The 22,135-nt window shown below is 65.3% G+C and carries 19 protein-coding genes; 9 read left to right on the top strand and 10 right to left on the bottom strand.

Annotated features, from left to right (window positions below):
• Positions 1-43 precede the first annotated feature (43 nt).
• Together L6D89_RS22275 and eutH are read right to left on the bottom strand one after the other, a co-directional pair.
• Positions 44-400, bottom strand: coding sequence for a DUF1937 family protein (locus tag L6D89_RS22275; protein WP_236174976.1), 357 nt, complete (start codon positions 398-400; stop codon positions 44-46).
• 67 nt (positions 401-467) lie between these two features.
• Entirely contained in the window at positions 468-1,703 is a 1,236-nt protein-coding gene (eutH, locus tag L6D89_RS22270) for an ethanolamine utilization protein EutH (RefSeq protein ID WP_236174975.1), read from the bottom strand.
• Between the two features lie 370 nt (positions 1,704-2,073).
• Here eutH and L6D89_RS22265 point away from each other — a divergent pair, with 370 nt between their 5' ends.
• The 4 genes from L6D89_RS22265 (at position 2,074) to L6D89_RS22250 (ending at position 7,063) form a co-directional block, all read left to right on the top strand.
• Positions 2,074-2,850, top strand: coding sequence for a DeoR/GlpR family DNA-binding transcription regulator (locus L6D89_RS22265; RefSeq protein ID WP_236174974.1), 777 nt, complete (start codon positions 2,074-2,076; stop codon positions 2,848-2,850).
• A gap of 148 nt (positions 2,851-2,998) precedes the next feature.
• Entirely contained in the window at positions 2,999-4,408 is a 1,410-nt protein-coding gene (locus tag L6D89_RS22260; RefSeq protein ID WP_276574825.1) for an NAD(P)/FAD-dependent oxidoreductase, read from the top strand.
• Entirely contained in the window at positions 4,395-5,627 is a 1,233-nt protein-coding gene (locus L6D89_RS22255) for an NAD(P)/FAD-dependent oxidoreductase (protein WP_236201198.1), read from the top strand. Before L6D89_RS22260 ends, L6D89_RS22255 begins: the two co-directional genes overlap by 14 nt.
• Positions 5,628-5,647: 20 nt before the next feature.
• Positions 5,648-7,063 (top strand): glycerol kinase, encoded by a 1,416-nt coding sequence (locus L6D89_RS22250; RefSeq protein WP_236201197.1) that lies wholly within the window; start codon positions 5,648-5,650, stop codon positions 7,061-7,063.
• Positions 7,064-7,068: 5 nt separating this feature from the next.
• On the opposite strand, the gene L6D89_RS22245 is transcribed toward L6D89_RS22250, so the two are convergent.
• Both L6D89_RS22245 and L6D89_RS22240 read right to left on the bottom strand, forming a co-directional pair.
• Entirely contained in the window at positions 7,069-8,169 is a 1,101-nt protein-coding gene (locus tag L6D89_RS22245; protein WP_236201196.1) for a DmpA family aminopeptidase, read from the bottom strand.
• 28 nt (positions 8,170-8,197) lie between these two features.
• Complete coding sequence (locus tag L6D89_RS22240; RefSeq protein WP_236174970.1) at positions 8,198-9,562, bottom strand: APC family permease; 1,365 nt, start codon at positions 9,560-9,562, stop codon at positions 8,198-8,200.
• A gap of 208 nt (positions 9,563-9,770) precedes the next feature.
• Between L6D89_RS22240 and L6D89_RS22235 the strand changes: the two genes are divergently transcribed.
• The 3 genes from L6D89_RS22235 to L6D89_RS22225 all read left to right on the top strand — a co-directional run bounded on the left by L6D89_RS22235 (position 9,771) and on the right by L6D89_RS22225 (position 12,859).
• The gene (locus L6D89_RS22235; protein WP_236174969.1) at positions 9,771-10,574 is read left to right on the top strand and encodes a helix-turn-helix transcriptional regulator; all 804 of its coding nucleotides are present in this window, start codon (positions 9,771-9,773) and stop codon (positions 10,572-10,574) included.
• Between the two features lie 167 nt (positions 10,575-10,741).
• Positions 10,742-11,326 carry an HD domain-containing protein gene (locus L6D89_RS22230; RefSeq protein ID WP_236201195.1) on the top strand — a complete coding sequence of 195 codons (585 nt, stop codon included), beginning with the start codon at positions 10,742-10,744 and terminating at the stop codon, positions 11,324-11,326.
• Positions 11,327-11,467: 141 nt separating this feature from the next.
• Positions 11,468-12,859, top strand: coding sequence for an adenylate/guanylate cyclase domain-containing protein (locus L6D89_RS22225; protein ID WP_236174967.1), 1,392 nt, complete (start codon positions 11,468-11,470; stop codon positions 12,857-12,859).
• 325 nt (positions 12,860-13,184) lie between these two features.
• Here L6D89_RS22225 and L6D89_RS22220 read toward each other — a convergent pair whose 3' ends face one another.
• Positions 13,185-14,486, bottom strand: a complete 1,302-nt coding sequence (locus tag L6D89_RS22220; protein ID WP_138526068.1) for a dicarboxylate/amino acid:cation symporter — start codon at positions 14,484-14,486, stop codon at positions 13,185-13,187.
• A gap of 361 nt (positions 14,487-14,847) precedes the next feature.
• On the opposite strand from L6D89_RS22220, the gene L6D89_RS22215 reads away from it, so the two are divergent.
• A complete protein-coding gene (locus L6D89_RS22215) occupies positions 14,848-15,849 on the top strand; it encodes an AraC family transcriptional regulator (RefSeq protein ID WP_236174966.1) in 1,002 nt (333 codons plus the stop codon).
• A gap of 335 nt (positions 15,850-16,184) precedes the next feature.
• Here L6D89_RS22215 and L6D89_RS22210 read toward each other — a convergent pair whose 3' ends face one another.
• From L6D89_RS22210 to L6D89_RS22190, 5 genes are all read right to left on the bottom strand, one after another.
• Positions 16,185-17,528 (bottom strand): ATP-binding protein, encoded by a 1,344-nt coding sequence (locus L6D89_RS22210; protein ID WP_236174965.1) that lies wholly within the window; start codon positions 17,526-17,528, stop codon positions 16,185-16,187.
• Positions 17,525-18,202, bottom strand: coding sequence for a response regulator (locus tag L6D89_RS22205; protein ID WP_236174964.1), 678 nt, complete (start codon positions 18,200-18,202; stop codon positions 17,525-17,527). Before L6D89_RS22205 ends, L6D89_RS22210 begins: the two co-directional genes overlap by 4 nt.
• Before the next feature lie 56 nt (positions 18,203-18,258).
• A complete protein-coding gene (locus tag L6D89_RS22200; RefSeq protein WP_236201194.1) occupies positions 18,259-18,870 on the bottom strand; it encodes a hypothetical protein in 612 nt (203 codons plus the stop codon).
• A 260-nt stretch (positions 18,871-19,130) separates the two neighbouring features.
• Positions 19,131-20,339: a lytic murein transglycosylase gene (locus tag L6D89_RS22195; protein WP_236201193.1), complete on the bottom strand. Its 1,209-nt coding sequence runs from the start codon at positions 20,337-20,339 to the stop codon at positions 19,131-19,133.
• Positions 20,336-21,007 (bottom strand): polysaccharide lyase family 7 protein, encoded by a 672-nt coding sequence (locus tag L6D89_RS22190; RefSeq protein WP_236174961.1) that lies wholly within the window; start codon positions 21,005-21,007, stop codon positions 20,336-20,338. Before L6D89_RS22190 ends, L6D89_RS22195 begins: the two co-directional genes overlap by 4 nt.
• 182 nt (positions 21,008-21,189) lie before the next feature.
• Between L6D89_RS22190 and L6D89_RS22185 the strand changes: the two genes are divergently transcribed.
• Positions 21,190-21,990, top strand: coding sequence for a dienelactone hydrolase family protein (locus L6D89_RS22185; RefSeq protein ID WP_236201192.1), 801 nt, complete (start codon positions 21,190-21,192; stop codon positions 21,988-21,990).
• The last annotated feature ends 145 nt before the right edge of the window (positions 21,991-22,135 follow it).

Here is a 22,135-nt window from a genome sequence, read left to right as displayed (position 1 = left end):
GCCGGATACATCGGGAGCGGCCAGCCGCTCCCGATGCGCGCCATCAGCGGAACTCGTTCTGCACCTCGCTCCACAGACTTACCCGCCGACCACGCTCCTCGAAGAATTCGATTTCCCGACGGATGCCCGCGCTCTGCTCCCAGCCTTCCAGATCCAGCACCACCAGCTCCTCGAGCACCTCCATGAAGAAGCTATCGACCGGCGCCCACATCTTGCCGATGGCCGCCCTGTCCAGCTCCGGCAAACAGCCATTGATCGGGTGGGACATGGAAACCTGGCTGTAGACCGCGTGACCGGCCTTGACCATGGCGGCGGCCACCTCGTTGCAGGCGGCGAAGCGCCCCTGGACAACATCAGCGTCCGCGTGGCTGTAGGGGCAGGCTAGAAAGATCTTGCGCATGAATAACCTCGTGCAATGAAAACGGCCCGCGCTGCTCAGCGCAGCGCGGGCCTTGGGGAAAATCGACTCAGACGGCGGGCAGCTTGCCGTCGACCAGCTGTTCCGGCTCCGCTTCCTGCAGGGCGTAGCGCTGGGCGGCCGGAACGGAAATCTTGATCGCGATGAACACCGCAAACAGTCCGCCAAACAGCTTGCCTAGCAGGATCGGCAGAATCAGCGTGGGCTGGAAGTTGGCGGTGAAGGCCAGGTGGTCGCCGATGGTGGCCTGGGCGCAGACCCCAAGCGCCACGCAAAGCACCTTGTCGCGCGCGTTCATGTACTTGAACAGGTGGTAGGTGGCGATGATGTTGGCCAGCACCATGACGAACCCGGTTGCGCCGATGCGCGTCAGGTCCAGCTGCCGCCCGAGCACTTCCATGGGCCGCCGGCAATAACGCTGGAACAGGTAGCAGATGGGGAACGTGCCGGCGAGCATGATGCCGATATAGCCGGCGATCTCGATTGCCCGGATCAATTCCTTCTGGTCAGCGAACATCGGGTCGAAGCCCCAACCGCCGAACACCTTGGTAAACACCCCGGTGAAATGCTCGACGATGGACAGCGCCAGGGCGATCTTGATGAAGGCGTCCATGACCTTGCCGAACACCAGGAAGCCGGTGACCATCATGTTCGCCCGGTACTTCAGGCCGGCTGCCAGCAGGAAGCAGAAGACGAACAGCGGCGCCAGCAGCTTGAGCATGCCGACCAGGTCCAGCGCCAGATAATGCGTGGCGACCGTGGACGTGGATACCAGTTCGCGCACCGGCAGGTTGCCCAGGGTAATCAGCAGCAGCGACGCCAGCACCGCGAAGGGAATGCTAATCAGCCCTGCCATCGCGCCCAGCGCCAGGTACTTGTGGTCCTTGCGCTCGAGCATCGTCAGGCCCACCGGAATGAGGTAGACGATCGTGGCGCCCGAGGTGTAGCCCACCAGCATGGCGGTAATCCACATGTCGCGATTGGCCGTCAGGGCATCGGCCAGCTGATACCCCCCCATGTCTACCGCGATGATCGACAGCGCGGCAATCGAGACGTCCGACCCCAGGGCCTGGAAGAACGGCCCCAATACATGGGAGATCACCTTCGACAGATACGGGATCGCGACCATGATGCCGGCCTGAGCCAGGAATACCGGGCCGATGGAGTGGATACCGTTGACGAACTCGCGCCCCAGCCCGCTTTCCGGCCGCAGGATCGAAGCGAGCGCCCCGATCACCGCGCCGAGCATGATCAGGTAAATCACATAATTTCCGAACTCGGCCATCTGCCGTGCTCCCTTTGTTCAGCCTTGAATGCGGTGTGGTACCGCTGTTGATCGAACACCGATGCGCTTGGGCGTTCCCGCCCTTGCCTCTGCGCATCTCCTGTTCGCACGGGTCGTGCCAATGTATGGTTTTTGTGTTGATTTGAAGTTTTAAACTGCCTAAATTGTCATAAAAACCACAGACGGCCGCTTCCGCGTATTACTCGGAAAAGCCCTAACCACCTGTGGGATTGGTTTTCCATTCGTTCAGAAAGCAGCCCCGGCAAACCTCATCCGGTCCATGCAGCGATTATCCCGGCGCCCTCAAGGTGTGCCTTGGTAACAATCGCCGCCCCGGCAGGTGGCACGGCGACAACCCGGAGACTGGCGCATGCGCCCCAATGAAAGACGGCAACAGATCCTTGAACTGCTCCGCCAGCGCGAGCGCATCTCGGTGGATGAACTGGCGCGGATTCTGGCCACCTCGCAGGAAACCATCCGCCGCGACCTCGGCGAGCTCTCCGCTACCGGACAAGTCAGCAAATTCCACGGTGGCGCCGCCCTGCCTCCCAGCGGCGAACACGAGAACGCCTTCCAGACCCGGCTGAACGAGCACGCCCAGGAAAAGCGCGCCGTGGCCCGCTACGCCGCGGGATTGTTCGCTCCGGGCGACAGCATCTTCATCGACACGGGCACCACCACCCTGCTGTTCGGCCGCGAACTGGCGCGCCTCAACCGCATGACGGTGATCACCAACTCGCTGCTGATCGCCAACGAGGCCAGCGCCTCCGGCAACCGGGTGTTCATGATCGGTGGCGAGTTCCGCCCGGAATCGCAGCAGAACGTCGGCGCACTGGCCCTGGAGCAGATCAGCCGGTTCAACGCCGAACATGCGGTGATTACCATTGGCGCCCTGGACTGTGATGGTGCCATGGACTTCTCCATCGAAGAGGCGGAGGTCGCCCGCGCCATGATCGGTCAGGTACGCAGCCTGACCGTGATCGCCGACTCGTCGAAACTGGGACGCCGCGCACTGTTCAAGGTGTTCCCCCTGAGCCGGATCGACCGCCTGGTGGTGGACCGCGCACCGACCGGGGAGCTCCTTGAGGCCCTGCAGGAAGCCGGCGTGGAAGTCCACGTGCCGCCGGTGCGCAACCCACTCGACTGATGCCCCTGCGAAAGCGTCCGCCGGATCAGCTGTTGACTGAGTCAAAATTAAAAGCCACATTAAAACAACAGATTTCCAACATTAATTTTGACGAAACAGGTAACAAACCTTCAAAAAATGGAGTGTTACCTTAGGAAACAGCAATAAAATGACCGAATCCGCGGTAAAGGCCGACGCTCCCTTTGATATCGCCGTGATCGGCGGTGGTGTGGTGGGATGCGCCATGGCTCGCCGCTTCACGCTGGAAGGCGCGCGGGTCGTGCTGGTGGAGCGCGGTGCCGACATCCTCTCCGGCGCCAGCAAGGGCAACAGCGCGATACTCCATACCGGATTCGACGCCCCGCCTGGCAGCGTCGAACTGGCCTGCATGCAGGAAGGGTACCGGGAGTACCTCGAGATCCACCGGCAGTTGAACCTTCCGCTACTGGAAACCGGCGCCCTGGTGGTGGCCTGGAGCGAGGAGGACCGTGCCCGGCTCGAGTCGATAGTGGCGCAGGCCCACGCCAACGGCGTGGCCGATACCCGGCTGATCGACCGCACGGAGCTGCGCGCCTATGAACCCGCGCTGGCGGCAAGCGCATTGGCCGCGGTGCGCGTCCCCGGCGAGCATCTGATCGACCCCTGGTCTGCGCCACTCGCCTACCTGCGCCAGGCACTCGCCCACGGCGCCCAGGTGCGCCTGGGAACGGAAATTCTCGCAGGCGAATTCGACGGCGAGTACTGGACGCTGCGAGCAGCAACCAGCAGCCTGCGCGCTCGGACAGTCATCAACTGCGCCGGCCTGTTCGGCGACACCCTGGAGCAGCGCCTGCTGGGCGAGGCGTCGTTCAGCATCCACCCGCGCAAGGGCCAGTTCGTGGTGTACGACAAGGCCGCCGCTCAGTTGATCGGACACATCATCCTGCCGGTGCCCAACGAGCGCACCAAAGGCATCGTCTTCACCCGCACCATCTTCGGCAACCTGCTGGTCGGCCCGACGGCCGAGGAGCAGGACGACCGCGTGCATGCCGGGCTGGACACGCAGACGCTGCAGCAGTTGATGGACGCCGCCCAGGAGCGCATCCCCGGGCTCGCCGGCATGCCGGTCACAGCGACCTACGCCGGGCTGCGGCCCGCCAGCGACAAGAAGGAATACCGCATCCGCCAGGTGCACGAACGCAACTGGATCACCGTTGGCGGCATCCGCTCCACCGGGTTGACCGCCGCACTGGGCATTGCCCGGCACATCCACCGGCTGTACGCCGAGGAACAGGCACACGCGCCCCTGGAAAACCTCCAGTGGCCGCAAATGCCCAACCTCGCCGAACACCTGCCGCGCGACTGGCAACGGCCCGGCTACGGGGAAATCGTCTGCCACTGCGAGATGGTCACCGAACGGGAAATCCGTGAAGCACTCGATGCCCCGCTGCCCCCCGGCGACTTCGGCGGACTGCGCCGGCGCACGCGTGCCTGCATGGGACGCTGCCAGGGGTTCTACTGCAACGCCCGGGTGGCCGAACTGAGCGCCGGACACCTCGCCACTCCACTCGCCACCGGGGCCTGCCATGAGCCGCACTGAGACTACCGACGTCGCCATCATCGGCTCGGGCCCCGCCGGCCTGGCCGCCGCCACCGAACTCAAGCGCCTGGGAGTCGCCCGCGTCAGCGTCTTCGAACGCGAAGGAGAAGCCGGCGGGATACCCCGGCATTGCGCCCATCCGCCGTTCGGCCTGCGCGAGCATGGCCGCCTGCAGACCGGCCCGGCCTATGCACGCTTCAACGTGGAAAGCGCGCGGCGCGCCGGCGTGGACATCCATCTGCGCCACAGTGTGGTCAACCTGGGCCTGCAGGGTCAGCTCGAAATAGCGACTCCGGACGGCCCGCTGACAGTCCATGCCAAACGTGTACTGCTGGCCACCGGTGCCCGGGAAACCCCGCGCTCGGCACGCCTGCTGGGCGGCGACCGGCCTGTGGGAGTGATCAATACCGGGGCGCTGCAATCCTACCTTTACCTGCAAGGGCTCAAGCCCTTCGAGCGCCCGCTGATCGTCGGCACCGAACTGGTCAGTCTGTCGGCGGTGATGAGTTGCCGACGCGCCGGCATCCGCCCGGTGGCGATGATCGAAGCACGCCAGCGCCCCACGGTGCGCTGGCCAATGGGCCTGTTCCCCCGCCTGTGCGGCGTGCCGATGCATTTTGGCTGCGAGCTGCTGGATATCCAGGGCACCACGCGTGTGGAGTCGGCACGCATACGCCTGGCCGACGGCAGCATTCGGCAGATCGACTGCGACGGTGTGCTGCTGAGCGGACGCTTCACCCCGGAAGCCAGCCTGGTGCGAATGAGCCACCTGCACCTGGACCCCGCCAGCGGCGGTCCGAGCATCGACCAGTTCGGCCGCTGTTCGGACTCCAGCTACTTCGCGGCTGGCAACCTGCTTCGGCCGATCGAGACCGCAGGCTGGTCGTATCGCGAAGGCAAGCGCATCGCCCAGTTGATCGCCAGCGATCTGCTGCAGTCGCTCCCAGCGCCTTGCGAGCCGATTACCGTGAAGTGTGCCGCGCCCCTGCGACTCTGTGTGCCGCAGCGCCTGCTGTGCAGTGACACGCCCGGCATGGAGCAGTTGCAATTACGCGTGGAACGGGCGGTCAGCGGCCAGTTGCAGGTACGCCTGGATGGCCGCGAAATCTGGCGCCGGCAGCTTTCCTGCCTGCCCGAGCGACGCCTGCTGATACCGCTGCGCGACCTTGCGCTGACACCGGGCGCGCAGCGCCTCGATATCGCCTTCCTCCCCAGCTGACCGCCACCCGAGACAGCCTCATGCACATTGCAGCCCTTGACCAGGGAACCACCAGCACCCGCGTTCTGGTTACCACTCAGGACGGTTCCGCGGATATCCACCTGTCGCTTCGCCATCAGCAACACCATCCACACCCCGGCTGGGTCGAGCATGACCCGCTGGAACTGCTGGCCAACCTGCAACGCTGCCTGGAGGCCGCCGGGCCGGTCGATGCCATCGGCCTGGCCAATCAGGGCGAAAGCTGCATGGCCTGGGATGCCGTCAGCGGGGAGCCGCTGTCGCCCCTGATCGTCTGGCAGGACAACCGCACCACCGGGCACATCGAGCAGCTACGCGCCCAGGGAGGCGAAGCCCTGACCCTCGAGCGCGCCGGGCTGCCGCTGGATGCCTACTTCTCAGCCAGCAAACTGGGCTGGATCCTCGACAATCTGCCCGCCGCTCGCCAGGCGCTAAGCGCCGGACGGCTGCGTCTGGGAACCAGCGATGCCTGGTTCCTCGATCGCCTGGCCGGAGTCTATGCCACGGATGTGACCACGGCGTCGCGCACCAGCCTGATGAACCTCGCCAGCGGCCAGTGGGACCCGGACCTGTGCGCCCTGTTCGGCGTGCCCATCGAAGCCCTGCCGGAGATTCGCGACACCGTCGGGCACTTCGGCGAAATCGGCGTGACCCCGGTCACCGCCTCGGTCGTGGACCAGCAGGCCTCCCTCTACGGCCACGGCTGCCGTCAGCCGGGCGACGCGAAGATCACCTTCGGCACCGGTGCCTTCGCCCTGACGCTCAGCGGCGAGCGCATTATCCGCTCACCGGAGAATGGCCTGCTCGCCACCATTGCCTGGCAGATCGACGGCAAACCCGTGTATGCCATGGACGGCGGCGTCTACGACGCCAGCGCGGCCGTCGAATGGGCCGGCCGACTGGGATTGTTCAGCGACTTCTCGGAACTCGCCGGGTTCGACCAACCGGCCGCCATCAGTCGCGGGCTGGCCTTTGTCCCCGCGCTGTCCGGGCTCGCCTGCCCGCATTGGGACCGCAGCGCCGGCGCACTGTGGCTGGGGATGAACGCCGCCACCACACGCCAGGACATGTGCCAGGCCCTGCTCGAAGGGGTCGCCCTGCGCAGCGCGGAGGTGATCAGCGCCATGGACGGATTCCTCACCGTGACCGACCGCCTGTCAATTGACGGCGGTCTCGCCCGCAGCCCCTATTTCGCCCAGTTCCTGGCCGACATCCTGCAGCGCCACATAGTCACCCAGCGCTTCGACGAACTCACCGCGTTTGGCTGCGCCGCCCTGGCGGCGCGCGGCATGGGCATCGAGCTGAAGCCGCCGCGCAATACCTGCACCGAGTTCCGCCCGCGCGTCGATGGCGCCACGGCAAGCCAATGGCAGGCGCGCTTCAGCGAGGCCATCGGGCGCAGCCGCGGCTGGCGCTGAGCGCCTCAGCCACGCCGCCACCCGGCCTCGCGTAGCGCCGCCAGCAAGCGCTCGCTGGTCAGCGCCGGCACCAGCACGCCGTCATCGCTGCGCATGTCCTTGCCGGCCAGCAGCACGTTGACGATGGCCTCTTCCACCGCCTCGGCGGCGGCGGCGAACAGTGGCGAGATGTGGTCGTTGTTGACCATCTCCAGGGCCGTGGCGAAAGTCAGGTTCTTGCGCCCATAGTCCGCCGGCGGCAGGTCGCGGTTGCCGGTGGCGAAGGCGAGGAAGATGTCGCCGCTGGAGTCGTCGGTGCCGCCGCCGGTGCGGGCGATTCCCAGCGAAGCACGTTGTGCCAGGCGCTGGCACTGGTGCGGCAGCAGAGGCGCATCGGTGGCGAGAATCACCACGATGGAGCCCATGCCCGGCGTGCCCTGCTCCGCGAAGGGCGACGGCAGGTCGCCCAGGTGGCGACCGACCGGATAGCCATCCACCCGCAGTTCACGGCGCTGGCCGTGGTTGGCCTGCACCAGCGCACCGACCGTCCAGCCCCCCTGCTCCGCCGGCAACTTGCGCGAGGCCGTGCCGATGCCACCCTTGAACTCGTGGCAGATCATCCCCGTGCCGCCGCCCACCGGGCCTTCCCGCACCGGGCCGGACTCGGCGGCGGCCAACGCTTCACCCACCTGCTCGGCACCGACGTGCTGGCCCCAGATGTCGTTGAGCAGCCCGTCGTAGGTTTCCATCACCACCGGCATGCACCAGTAGATGGACGGGTCGGCCAGTTCGGCATGCTCGGCGGCGATCAGCGCATCGCGCACCGTGCCCACGCTGTGGGTGTTGGTGATGGCGACGGGGGTGGTCAGCAGCCCCGCCTCGCGAATCCACTCAAGCCCGGTGGCGTCGCCGTTGCCATTGAGCACATGGCAGCCGGCAAAGCAGGGTTGCTGCCGCGCTGCGCCATCGCGCGGCTGGACCACCGTGACCCCGGTGCGCACGGCGCGACCATCGCGCTCGCCGATCAAGGTGCTGTGGCCGACGCGGATACCGGGAACATCGGTGATGGCGTTGAACTCGCCGGGGGTGCCCAGGCCGAGGGTGATGCCGAGTTGACGAGCGCGCATGCTGTCTCCTTGGTTGTCGAGCAGGGTTTCAGAGTTTCTGGAAGGCCGGGCTGAGCTTGCCGTAGGTGCTGTAGAGAATCACCGACACGGCCAGTATCCCGACAATGATCATGACGTCCCGCGAGGAAGCGTCCATCAGCAGGTTGAGCAACAGGTAGCCGGCGCCAACCACCGCCAGCATTGCCGGCAACGGCCACAGCGGCATGCGGTACGGGTGCTCGCGGTCGCGGCGCAGCACGCGGCTGAACAACGCGCAGAGCGCCACCACCAGGTAGACCATCACCAGCAGCAGGACCGTGAAGGAGGTCAGCTCTTCCAGGTTCGAGCTGAAGCTCAGCGCCGCCGAGGGCACGCCGAGGAACAGCGTGGCGATCCATGGCGACTCCCAGCGCGGATGGATGCGGGTGAAGGCACGGTTCATCAGCGGCGTCCACAACTCGTCGCGGCCGCTGCTGAAGATCACCCGGCCGACCTGGATGACGATGGCGACGATGGCGTTGAACACCGAGAGGAAGATCCCGGCACTGACCAGCCGCGACAGCGTTTCGTTGCCGTGGGCGGTGAGCAGGTAACCGACCGGGTCAGGGCTGGCGATCATCTCCTGCAGCGAAGGCGCCCCCAGCAGCAGCGCGGTCAGCGGGACGATCTCGATCGCCACCACCAGCACCAGCGACCAGATCACCGCACGGTGCACATTGCGCCCGCCGCACTTCATGTCCTCGGCCAGCAGCACCGCGCCGCCAAAGCCGTTGTAGGAGAACAGCGCGGTACCGACGGCGCCGATCACCAGCGCCCAGGGCGCGGCGGCCAGAATCCCGCCGTCGATGTGCTGTGGCTGCACCAGCACGCTCACCGGCTGGCTGACGTGGCCGAAGCCGAGCACCACGATCACCAGCAGCGCCGCCACTTCGCAGAGCAGGAACACGCCGGTGATCCAGGCGTTCACGCGGATATTCAGGATGCCTAGCACGTAGCTGGCGGCGACTATCACCAGGGCGACCGTCTGGGTGTCGAAGTTCGTCCCCAGGGCATTGTTGAGGTAGGTCGCCGCGCCCGTCGCCAGTACCGGCGGGATGAACAGCAGCGAGACCAGCACGGTAAGGAAGGTGGCGTAGCCGGCGAGGCCGCCGAATACGCGCTTGGCGTAGACGTACTCGCCGCCGGCGGAGCTGTGGGCCCGGCCCAGTTCGGCATAACACCAGGCGAACATCAGGGCCAGGAATCCGGCGAAGACGAACGCCAGGAAGGCACCACTGCCGGCCTGCTGGATGGCGAAGGGAGCGATGACGAAAACGGAGCTGGCGGGAGTGACCGCCGAGACGGTGATGGCGACTACGTCGAGCACGCCCAGGCTGGGCTTGAGCGCGCTCGCTGGCGCAGGGGAAGCGCTCATATCGTTGTTTCCTCGTGTTGTTATTGGTGGCTGAGGCAGGAACGAAGACCTTGATGCGCCCTCTGAGCGGGGCGCTGCGTGGGGTGCAGTCTGGGCATGGCGAGAGGGGCGGCCAATCACCATTTGGGGTTACGCCCCCTTGACGGCGACGGGCTAAAAGGAGGAAACCGTGGGCCGACTCCTCCGCCCCCTTAGAGAACCCACTCGGATGCACAACCTGTTCCGCGAAGTCGGCATGCACGCCAACCTCGGCCGCGCCATCGAGCAGATCGGCCAGCCGCGCTTCTGGAAGCAACTGATCCTGCTGCTGCACCAGTGGTTACCGTTCGACAACGCCCTGGCGATGTTCTACCCGGCCGGCGGCACCCCGGTGGCGCTGGAGGAATACGACGCCGAACCCAGCGCCGGCCCGGCGGCGATGGCTATCTATCTGGACGGCCTGTACCAGCTCGACCCGTTCTACCAGGCCTGCCGCGAAGGCGTGTCCAGCGGGCTGTACCGGCTGGAGGAAATCGCCCCGGACCAGTTCCGCCAGAGCGAGTACTTCCTCAGCTACTTCCACGACAACGTGCTGGAGGACGAGGTGCAGTTCATCCTGCAGCTGCCCGGCCAGGGCGCGCTGTCGCTGTCATTGGGTATGCGCAGACTGTTCGATGGCGAGCAGACCGGCCTGCTGGCGATGCTCTGCCCCTGGGTGCTGGCATTGATGCAGCAGCACTGGCAGCAACGCAGCCAGCGCCTGCTGCCGGGCGCCAGCGACGGTGTGGCGGTACAAGTACGTGACGCCCTGAGCCACTTCGGCGCCGGCGTGCTGTCCGAGCGCGAACTGGAGATCGCCCGGCTGATCCTCAGGGGTTACTCCTCCAAGGCCATGGCCGAGCGCCTGGCGATCTCCCCGGAAACCATCAAGGTCCACCGCCGCCACCTGTACAACAAGCTCGACATTTCCTCGCAGCCAGAGCTGTTCTCGCTGTTCCTCCAGTCGCTGGGGCACGACCCGCAGAACCCCTGAGCACGCCCTGCATGCCAGCCGCCATCCGCGCGACTGATGCCGCACCATTCGCGCGCGCCGGGACACCCCGCTGGCGCTGCACGGACACTACCGCGTGGCCGTCAGGCTTCTAGACTGGATCGGTGCCATCCAGACACGCCACGACAATCACAAGAGAGCACAGCCTGATGAACGCACGCGCCAACTTCACCCACATGGAAGACGGCAGCGCCGAGGACTGGGCGATCATCGCCAAGGACTTCGGCCAGTACGCCGCCCTTCTGCCGGACCGCATCATGACCCACCTGCGCCTGCTCGACGGCGACTTCGGTGGCTTCCCGGTGGACCGCCTGACCCACTCGCTGCAGACCGCCACCCTGGCCCACCGCGACGGTCGCGACGAGGAGTACGTGGTCTGCGCCCTGCTCCACGACATCGGCGACACGCTCGGCTCGTTCAACCACGCCGACATCGCCGCGGCCATCCTCAAGCCCTTCGTCAGCGAAGAGAACCTGTGGATGATCGAGAAGCACGCGATCTTCCAGGGCTATTACTTCTTCCATCACCTGGGCCTGGACCGGCACCTGCGCGAGCAGTTCAAGGATCACCCACAGTTCGAGCAGACCATCGAATTCTGCGCGCGCTACGACGCCGCCGCCTTCGATCCGGACGGCGAAGTCCTGCCCCTGGAGTTCTTCGAGCCCATGCTGCGCCGGGTCTTCGCCCAGCCTCGCCGCTCGATCTACCAGAAGCCTGACGGCACGATGGCCTGAGGGTCCCGAGACGACCGGTGGTTCGCGATAAAGAGTGGCGAACCGCCGCTGGCCCGGTGGCTGCGCATGGAATAAGATTCTTCCCAAAATCAGACGCGCAATCGGCCACGAGCCTACGCGCACCAGGGAAGTTTCTTGCGCATGAAGCCTAACGTTCTCGAGCGCCCCAGCACTCCGCTCACCTCCGCCCCCCTGCGCGAATACCATTCCCGCGTGCTGGCCTATATCGCCGTCGCCGCCACCATCACCGCCGGCACCTTCGCCAAGTACTTCGGCTTCGACATCCTCTGGATGATCCCGTACGCCCTGCTCTACCCCCACCTTGCACAGCAGATCAGCCGCCGCTTCAAGCGCGACAACCCACAACGCACCCGCCTGGTGCTGCTGTTCATCGACGCCCTGCACGCCGGCATCGCCACCGCGCTGCTGGGCTTCTCCGAAGTGCCCAGCCTGATGCTGGTGCTGATCCTCGCATTCTCCGCGTTGATCATCGGCGGCCTGCGCTCCCTGGGCCTGGCGCTGCTGGTGGCGCTGAGCGCCGCGGTGCTCAGCGCCGCGCTGATCTCGCCGACCTACAAGGGCCAGACGCCGAGCATCGTCGCGCTGGTCAGCGTGCTGTTCTCCACCCTGTACATCTGCATCACCGCCTTCTTCGTACACCAGCAGGGCCTGCGCCTGGCGCAGGCGCGCTCGGACATCACCCTGGAGCAGGAAAAGGCCGCGCGCCTGGCCAGCAACCTGGCCAAGTACCTGTCGCCGCAGGTATGGGAATCGATCTTCAGCGGCAAGCGCACGGTGCGCCTGGAAACCCAGCGCAAGAAGCTCACGGTGTTCTTCTCCGACATCAAGGGCTTCACCGAACTGTCTGAGGAGCTCGAAGCCGAAGCACTTACCGACATGCTCAACAACTACCTCAACGAGATGTCGAAGATCGCCCTGAAATACGGTGGCACCATCGACAAGTTCGTCGGCGACTGCGTGATGGTGTTCTTCGGCGACCCGGCCACCCAGGGCGCGAAAAAGGACGCCGTGGCCGCCGTGTCCATGGCCGTGGCCATGCGCAAGCACATGAAGGTCATGCGCCAGCAGTGGCGCGCCCAGGGCATCACCAAGCCGCTGGAAGTGCGCATGGGCCTGAACACCGGCTACTGCACCGTGGGCAACTTCGGCGCCGACACGCGCATGGACTACACCATCATCGGTCGCGAAGTGAACCTCGCCAGCCGCCTGGAAAGCGCCGCCGAGGCCGGCGAGATCCTCATCAGCCACGAGACCTACTCGCTGGTGAAGGATGTGCTGATGTGCCGCGACAAGGGGCAGATCGCCGTGAAGGGCTTCAGCAAGCCGGTGCAGATCTACCAGGTGGTCGACTTCCGCCGCGACCTGGGCTCCAACCCCAGCTTCGTCGAACACGAGGTGCCGGGCTTCTCCATGTACCTGGACACCAACAACGTGCAGAACTACGACAAGGAGCGGGTCATCCAGGCGCTGCAGCAGGCGGCGGAGAAGCTCAAGGACAAGATCATTCTCTGATTCCTTTCCGCTTCTTCAGCGCACGCTTCTGCGTGCGCCTTTCTCGTTGATACACACCCTCCGGCCAATCGCGGACAGAGTCCGCTCCCACGCGCGCTGCAAAGCCCAGCCTCCCCTGCACGCGGCCAAGGCACCGTTGTAGGAGCGAGCTTGCTCGCGAACCCGCCCACCTCCAAAGCTGCCGGGAAACCGTTCGCGAGCAAGCTCGCTCCTACGAAGAGCCGCGGCTTTTCACCCGCGCATAAAAAAGCCCGCTCAATTGAGCGGGCTGGAAAGGCTCCGGTGCTTCACGTTCACCGGGCCGAATTGCTCTTTGAAAAGCGCGTCAGGACGGCTGCAGCTCCGCGGAGTTGCCCGGGCCAGCGGCCAGTTCTGCGGACAGGGTCTTCTCGTCCAGCTGCTTGCACCACTTGGCGACCACGATGGTGGCCACGCCGTTGCCGACCAGGTTGGTCAGGGCGCGGGCTTCGGACATGAAGCGGTCGATGCCGAGGATCAGCGCCAGGCCGGCAACCGGCAGGTGGCCGACGGCGGACAGGGTTGCCGCCAGCACGATGAAGCCCGAACCGGTGACGCCAGCGGCACCCTTGGAGGCGATCAGCAGCACGACCAGCAGGGTCAGCTGGTGGGTGATGTCCATCGGCGTGTCAGTGGCCTGGGCGATGAACACCGCAGCCATGGTCAGGTAGATCGAGGTGCCGTCGAGGTTGAACGAGTAGCCGGTCGGGATCACCAGGCCGACGACGCTCTTGTCGGCGCCGAGCTTCTCCATCTTGGCGATCATGCGCGGCAGGGCCGATTCGGAGGACGAGGTGCCCAGCACGATCAGCAGTTCTTCACGGATGTACGAGATGAAGCGCAGGATGCTGAAACCATGGGCGCGGGCGATGCCGCCCAGCACGATCAGCACGAACAGCAGGCAGGTGATGTAGAAGCACAGCATCAGTTGGCCCAGCTGCACCAGCGAGCCGAGGCCGTAGGCACCGATGGTGAAGGCCATGGCACCGAAGGCACCGATGGGAGCGACCTTCATGATCACGTTGATGATGTTGAACATCACGTGGGTGATGCGATCGATGAACTCGAACACCGGCTTGCCGTAGTCACCCAGGCGGTGCAGCGCGTAACCGAACAGCACGGAGAAGAACAGCACCTGGAGGATGTCACCGTTGGCGAAGGCGCCGACCACGGTGCTCGGGATGACGTTCATGAAGAAGTCGATGGTGCTCTGCTTCTCGCCCGAAGCGATGAAGCCGGTGAGCGCCGCGTTCTTGTTCATTTCGGCGGTCAGCGTGGCGACGTCGGCGTGCATGCCGGCGCCCGGCTGGACGACGTTGACCACGACCAGGCCGATGATCAGCGCGACGGTGGAAACGATTTCGAAGTACAGCAGCGCCATGCCGCCCGTCTTGCCCACCGCCTTCATGCTCTGCATGCCGGCGATACCGGTAACCACGGTGCAGAAGATGATCGGCGCGATGGCCATCTTGATCAGTTTGACGAAGCCATCGCCCAGCGGCTTCATCAGTTTGGCGGTGTCGGGGTAGAAGTGGCCGAGTGCGATACCGATGGCGATGGCGATCAGCACCTGCACATACAGGCTTTTGTAGAAGGGTTGCTTGGTCATGGCAGCTCTGTCCTCTGGGCCTGCGCTCCAGGGGAGGCGCAAGACCGAACGCGTTATCTCCCTGCAATGGGAGAATTTGTTTTCAGGGCATGCCAGACGGCAGGCCTTGATCGCATATGGCAAGTGCTGTGCCAGACCTTTAAAAAATATCTAATCCCTTTAAATTCAATGAGTTCCGTGAAAAGTCGCGGCACGGAAGACAACGATTCTGGCGGAAACCCGCCTTCTCGCTGGCGGGTTTCCCGCCCTCTGGCGGGTACCCGCCACGGCCTTCGTACCGTAGATTGTAGAACTCCGATCAGGTTCGATCGGGTTTGCCACGCGGTTCCTGGACGCGCGGCCAGAACAACAAGGACCGCTCATGCGAGAACGCACCATTGCCAGCCATTTCGTCCGCGCCGCCGTGCATGGCGCCCAGCGCAAGGGGCTCGACGTCCAGGCGCTGCTGCGCGACGCCGGCATCGTCCCGGCCATCCTCGACGAGCCTCGCGCACGGATCGATCCCGAGCAGTTCAGCCGCCTGATGCAGACCCTCTGGGAAGCGCTGGACGACGAATACATGGGCTTCGGCAGCCTGCCGAGCAAGCGCGGCACCTTCGCCATGATGTGCAACGCGATCATCCACTGCCGCACGCTGGAAAAGGCGCTGGGCCGTGGTTCGCTGTTCTACGGGTTGTTTCCCGAGGCGCCACGGATCGAGCTGGTTCGCGATGGCGACCGCGCCCGGCTGACCCTGGACGAGACTCACCTGCGCGACCCGGACCACTTCCTTACTGAGAGCCTGCTGCTGATCTGGCACCGCCTGGCCAGTTGGCTGATCGGCCAGCGCATCCGCCTGGAGGAAGCCACCTTCAGCTACCCGGCGCCCGAACACCAGGCCGAGTACGACCTGCTGTTCCCCTGCCCTCGCCGCTTTTCCGCCGGCAGCACCAGCCTGCTGCTGCAGGCACGCTACCTCGACATGCCGCTGCTGCAGGACGAGCGCACGCTCAAGCACTTCCTCAAGGACTCCCCGGCCGACCTGCTCGCCCGCCCGGATGGCGGCGACAGCCTGACCAGCCAGATCCGCCGCCTGCTCGGCCGCGACTGCCGCAGTTGGCCGGACCTCGAGCAGGTCGCCGCGCAACTGCACATGAGCCCGCAGACCCTGCGCCGGCACCTGCGCGAGGAAGGGCCGAACTTCCAGGAATTGAAGGACCAGCTGCGCCGCGACCTGGCGATCTACTACCTGGGCCGCGACGAGCACTCGATCCAGGACATCGCCGACCAGCTCGGCTTCTCCGAGCCCTCGGCGTTCCACCGGGCGTTCAAGAAATGGACGGGGCTGACGCCGGGGGCGTATCGGGCGCAGCAGGGGGAATGAGGTACGTGCCGCGCCGCAAACACTTCCGCGTCAGACACCGCGTGATCAGCTCTTGTAGGAGCGGACTCCGTCCGCGATGGCGTCCGGCACGCAGTGAACTCATCGCGGACAGAGTCCGCTCCTACGAGATACCTCTGCGCTTAGGCCATCCCTCACCCTAGCCCTCTCCCAAGGGGAGAGGGGACCGTTCGGTGCAGGATCAAACCTTAGCGTCAGTCGGCTCGGACTGCCCCCTCTCCCTGAGGAGCGGGGCGCGCAGCCAGGGTTGGGGTGAGGGGGAAGACGCAGCGACGGACTATCCAGAGAAGACAGTTGCTCCTACGCAAATTCAGGATTCAACCCGGCAGACGAATGCGGAAGCAGGCGCCGCCCAGCGCTGACTCCTCCAGCGCCAGCTCGCCGTCGTAGCTGTCGATGATGTCCTTCACCACCGCCGTACCGATGCCCTGGCCGGGGTGCTGGGTGTCCAGGCGCTCGCCGCGCTTGAGGATGCGCTCGCGCTGGCTGGCCGGTACCCCGGGGCCATCGTCCTCGATGATCAACTCGAACATCCGGCCACTCTTCCGCGCGCTGACTTTCACCGTGGTCAGGCACAGCCGATAGGCGTTTTCCAGCAGGTTGCCGAGCATCTCCAGCAGCGCGCCCTTTTCCAGCGGCAGGGACAATCCCGGCGGGATGTCGCGCTCCAGCTTCACGCGCTTGTCGCGGTAGACCTTGTCCAGCGCGCCGGCAATGGTATCCAGCAGCGGATCGAGAGCCGCACGGTGGCGAATCAGACCGCTCTTGCGCATCGATGCGCGCTGCAACTGGTAGCCGATCTGCTGGCTCATGCGTTCGATCTGGGTTTGCAGTACCAGCACCTGCTCGCGGTGCTTCGGCTCGCTGGCGAGGGTTTCGCTGACCCCCTGCAACACCGCCAGCGGCGTCTTCAGGCTGTGCGCAAGGTCACCCAGGGAGTTGCGGTAGCGCTCGCGCTGGGCGCGTTCGCTGTCCAGCAGGCGGTTCACCGAATCGGTCAGACGCAGCATCTCGGCAGGATGATCGTCGCTCAGGCGTTCGCGGTCGCCGGTCTCGATCTGGTCCAGTTCCGAACGCAATCCGCGCATGGAGCGGAAGCCCCAGCCCAGGCCGAGCCACAGCAGCCCCAGCAACAGCAACAGCGCGCCACCCAGCCAGAGGTAGAGCTGATCGCGGAAGCCGCTGACCAGTTCGCGGAACTCGCTCTCCGGCTGCATGGTGACAATGCTGTAGGCCGCGCGTTTGCCACCGAGCAGGTCGATCTCGACGTCGTAGACGAAGAACTCCTGGCCGCCGGCATCGCGGATACGGGTGAACTCATCGATCATGCCATCGTACTTGGGCGTGTATTCGACCGTCTCGTCCTGGGCCGAGGTGGAGCGCCACACCAGCTTGCCGGACTGGTCGTAGATGAAGCCCAGCAGCTTCGACTCGGGAAGGTTGAAATCCTCCACCGGCAGGTGCTCGGGCATGCTCAGGACATTGCCATCGATACGCGCCGAGGACACCAGGGTCGCCACGTCCGCCGCCAGGCGCTGCTGGATGGCATTCTCCAGGGCGATGCTGAACGCGCGCTGGAGAGCCGGCAACAGCGCCGCCATGAACAGCACAGCGAGAATCGCCGCCCCGATCATCAGGCGCAGGCGTAGCGAGCGGATCATTTACACAGCTCGTTGAAGATGTAGCCCTGGCCACGCACGGTATCGATCGGCTTGAAGCCCGCGGCGGTCTCGAGCTTGCGGCGCAGGCGGCCGACCAGTACTTCGATGACGTTCGGATCGCGCTCGTCGTCGTCCGGGTAGAGCTGCTCGATCAGGCGCTCCTTGGCTACCACCTGCTGGTGATGGCGCATGAGGTACTCGAGGATGCGGTATTCGAAGGCAGTCAGTTGCAGTGACTCGCCGTTGACCAGCGCCTGCTTGCGGTTGATGTCCAGCACCAGCGGGCCGGCCTCGATGCTCGACTGGGCGAAGCCGCTGGAGCGGCGCAGCAGCGCGTTCAGGCGCGCCTCCAGCTCTTCGAACTGGAAGGGCTTGACCACATAGTCGTCGGCGCCGGCGGCCAGGCCTTCGACCTTGTCCTGCCAGTTGCCGCGAGCGGTGAGGATCAGAATCGGGAAGCTCTTGCCCTGGCTGCGGAATTCGCGGATCAGGTCCAGGCCGCTCATGCCCGGCAAGCCGAGATCGATCATCGCCAAGTCGTGATGGTATTCGCTGGCGCGGTAAAGCGCCTCTTCGGCATTGGCGACGGCATCGACCACGTGGCCTTGCTCGCCGAGCCGGGTATACAGGTGATGGCGCAACAGCGCCTCGTCTTCCACCACCAGCAGTTTCATGCGCGTGCTCCCTGAGTCAGGCAACCGGGCCGCACGGGGCCCGGTTGCGGTACCGGTCAGAACTTGTAGTTGGCGCCCAGGTAGAACTGGGAGCTGCTGTGCAGGTCAAGGGATCCCACCTTGCTGCCACCGTGCGGGCTCATCTCGGTACTCGCGTTGGTACGCAGGTAACGGTAGCCGCCTTCCACAGATGCGTTCTTGCCGAGTTCCTGGAGGATACCGGCTTGCGCGCCGATGGCGTAACCCACATCGCTGTCGCGGCTGTAGCCCTTGGAGTCCTGCTCCAGCTTGACCAGGCCGGCGGTGCCGCCGCCGAACAGCTTGGTGCCCTGGTCGCCCAGCGGCAGGAAGGCATCGTAGCTGCCGAGCAGGTTCTGCTGGCGCAGCTTCAGGCCGTTCTCGGTGTCGGAGACGTTTTCATAGGTCACGTAGTAGCGACCCTGCTCCATCTGCTGGCCGGCGCGTACGCCCCAGGTGCCGCTGTTGTTGATCACGCTGTCGAGTTTCGGGTTGTTCAGGTTGCGGTTCAGCGCGTCGGACTTCTGGATGTTGTTGCTGGTTTCGCCCCAGGTCATGCCGACGAAGGTGTCGGCGGCATTGGCGGCGGTGGCAGCGAGGCTGGCACCGAGGATGGCGCTGGCGAGGGCGAGTTTCTTCATGGCTTTCATGGGGATTCTCCCGTCAAGGATGTCTGTAATGTGTTGACGGGGAGAAGGTTACGAGGGGGGCACTGAACCGAACCTGTCCGGCTGCTGAACCAATGCTGAACGATACGGCTGAAGGAAATTTCATACACGAGATACGTATGCACAGGACACCGCTGCACGCGCCGCTGGTTCGCGAGCAAGCTCGCTCCTACAGCAGTGCCTCACCCCAAACGAAAAGCCCCGGCCATGCCGGGGCTTCGCCAAATCACAGAGCGGCGCTGTCAGCCGCCCTTCAACGCCTTGAGAATCTTCTGCCCTGCCCGCCCATCCGCCGGCGTAAGACCCAGTTTGTTCTGCTCCTGCTGGATCGCCTTGCGCGTCACGTCGCCGATCATCCCGTCCGCCTGGCCGATGTCATGGCCGCGCTGGATCAGCAACTCCTGCAACTCCTTGCGCTGTGCCCGGCTCAGGCCCGGATCGTCGGTCGGCCAAGGCGTGCGCAGCCCCGGCTCGCCGCGCAGGCGGTCGGACAGCAGTGCAATGGCCAGTGCGTAGCTTTCCGCTGCGTTGTAGGAATAGATCGCGTCATAATTGCGCAGCACCAGGAAGGCCGGACCGTTGACGCCCGCCGGGAGCAGGATGGCCGCCTTGGAATCGAGGCTGGGGATCGGCTTACCATCGATACGTTTCACGCCTCGGCTGGTCCAGTCGGACAGCGCCCGGCGCTTGGTGCGTCCGGCTTGGGAGGCATCGAACCCCGCCGGCAGCTTCACTTCGTAGCCCCAGGGCTGGCCTTCACGCCAGCCGGCCTTGCGCAGGTAGTTGGCGGTGGACGCCAGGGCGTCCGCGGTGCTGCCCACCAGATCGCGGTGGCCGTCGCCGTCGAAGTCCTCGGCGATGCGCGCGTAGGTCGAGGGCATGAACTGCGTCTGGCCGAAGGCGCCGGCCCAGGAACCGGTGATGCCGCTGTCACGAATATCGCCCTGCTGCAGCAGCTTGAGGGTAGCGATGAACTCGCCCTGGAAGAACGACTGGCGCCGCCCGTAGCAGGACAGCGTCGACAGCGAAACCAGCAGCGGCCGCTTGCCGGTGATGCGCCCGTAGTCGCTCTCCACGCCCCACACGGCGACCACCGTGGCCGGATCGACCTGATAGCGCGCGGCGACCTTGCGCAGCAGGTCGGCATGTTCGGCCATGCGCGCCTTGCCGTCGGCGACACGTTGCTCGTCCACCAGCCCGGCCAGGTAATCCCAGATCGGCGTAGTGAACTCGGGCTGGGCATCCAGCAGCGGCAGCACAGTCATGTCCGGCTGCAGGCCCTGGGTGAACTGCGCGAAGCTCGCGGCGCTGACGCCCTTGGCCTGGGCGGCGCCCTGCAGGCGGTTCAGGCAGGCGCCGAAATCGTCGCCCGGCGCGGCCTGCGCCAGTGCCGCCGGCAGCAGCAGGGACAAGGCCAGGGAAGCGCGGCGGACGATGGAGGAAGTCTTCATTGGTGTCGAATGCTCAGATCGGTGAAGGTGGCGCGCCCGCCTTCGCTGGCGGGCCCGCGATTGTCCTGCAGGTAGAGGCCTGCCTTGAAGTACAGGCCCTGGTAGGCCCATTGCGTATCCAGTTGCTGACTGACCTGGCCATTCTCGACCTGCACGCTCAGCACGCCGCTGCTGGACACGCCCAGCCGGTAGGTAAAGGTATCGCCCAGGGGGATGCCGTCATAGACGGTATAGGTGCGCGTGGTGATGTCATCCGGCCGATCGCGAACCAGTGCCTGCACCCGCGCCTTGTCCAGGCGTTGCTGGTAGACCAGTTTGACCAGCGGCAAGGCCTCGGCGCTGCCGCTGCCGTTGCTGTGGATCTGTCCGATCACCATGCGCCGACTGGAAGGCACGGCCTCCACGCGCAGGGTGGCGACCATCTGGTTCTCTGCCAACGGATAGCGCCAGGTCACCAGGCGGCCGTCCGGCCTGGTCTCGCGCAGTTCGGTACGGGGAAATTCGCTGCCACTGGTGTGGGCGCCATTCACCGGCACCCAGAACTCCACACCATCGGCGCTGCGGCGGAAATACGCGCTCTCGTAGTCACGGCCGAGCTTGGCCGTGGAAATGGTCGCGGCCGGGCCGCGTTGGGGAATGGTCAGATTCCAGGTGCTCAGGTCCAACATCGGCCTATCGCTTCGCGGGTCAGGACATGGGCGCAAGGGTAGACGAGGCTGTCGGACTTTTCACTTGTCCGGGCTTCCATCTTCCGGCCGGCAACCGCGCCCTTGAGCGGCCGCGCGCACGGCACACGGGCGTTTTCCGCGTCAGCGGCTATCTTCAATGTTCCCCGCTCAGGAGTCTCGCCATGCGCCTGCTCACCGCCCTGCTGCTGTTCGCCTTCGCGGCCAGCGCTTCCGCCGCGATCAAGACCCAGGAAATCCCCTACGAATCCACTGACGGCACGAAAATGATCGGCTACTTCGCCTACGACGACGCCAAATCCGGCATTCGTCCCGGCGTCATCGTCGTCCATGAGTTCTGGGGCCTGAACGACTACGCGAAAAGCCGCGCCCGGCAGCTCGCCGAACTGGGCTACAGCGCGCTGGCCATCGATATGTACGGCAACGGCAAGCACACCGAACACCCCAACGACGCCAAGGCTTTCATGGCCGAGGCGCTGAAGAACGCCGATGCCGCCAAGGCGCGCTTCCAGGCCGGGCTGGAACTGCTGAAGAAGCAGCCGCAGACCGACCCGAGCAAGATCGCCGCGATCGGCTACTGCTTCGGCGGCAAGGTGGTACTGGACATGGCCCGCGCCGGCCTGCCGCTGGCCGGCGTGGCCAGCTTCCACGGCGTGCTGGCGACCCAGACGCCGGCGCAGCCAGGGACGATCAAGGCGAAGATTCTGGTCGAGCATGGCGGCGCCGACACCCTGGTGCCGGCCGAGAGCGTCGCAGCCTTCAAGGCAGAGATGGACAACGCCAAGGCCGACTACAAGCTGGTGGTCCAGCCCGGCGCCAAGCACAGCTTCACCAGCCCGGACGCCGACAAGCACAAGGGCCATGGCCTGGACGTGGGCTACGACAAGACTGCCGACCAGAAGTCCTGGGCGGACCTGCAGGCCTTCTTCAAGGAAATCTTCGACGTCAAGCCTGAGGGCGCGTAAAAACGCCAGGCAATAAAAAACGGGAGCCCATTCGGGCTCCCGCACTCAATCAAGTGTAAAGGTCGGAGCCCACCGTGGCAGCACTCCAACAACAACCTCACCTGCGTCCCCTTGGGAACGCGGGGCGCAGTGTGTCAAAGCTTGT

The sequence above is a fragment of the Pseudomonas pseudonitroreducens genome, from assembly GCF_021603645.1.
Lineage (GTDB): Bacteria > Pseudomonadota > Gammaproteobacteria > Pseudomonadales > Pseudomonadaceae > Pseudomonas > Pseudomonas pseudonitroreducens.
Note: the sequence above shows the minus strand (reverse complement) of the source record. Positions and strands in the feature narration are given on the sequence as shown.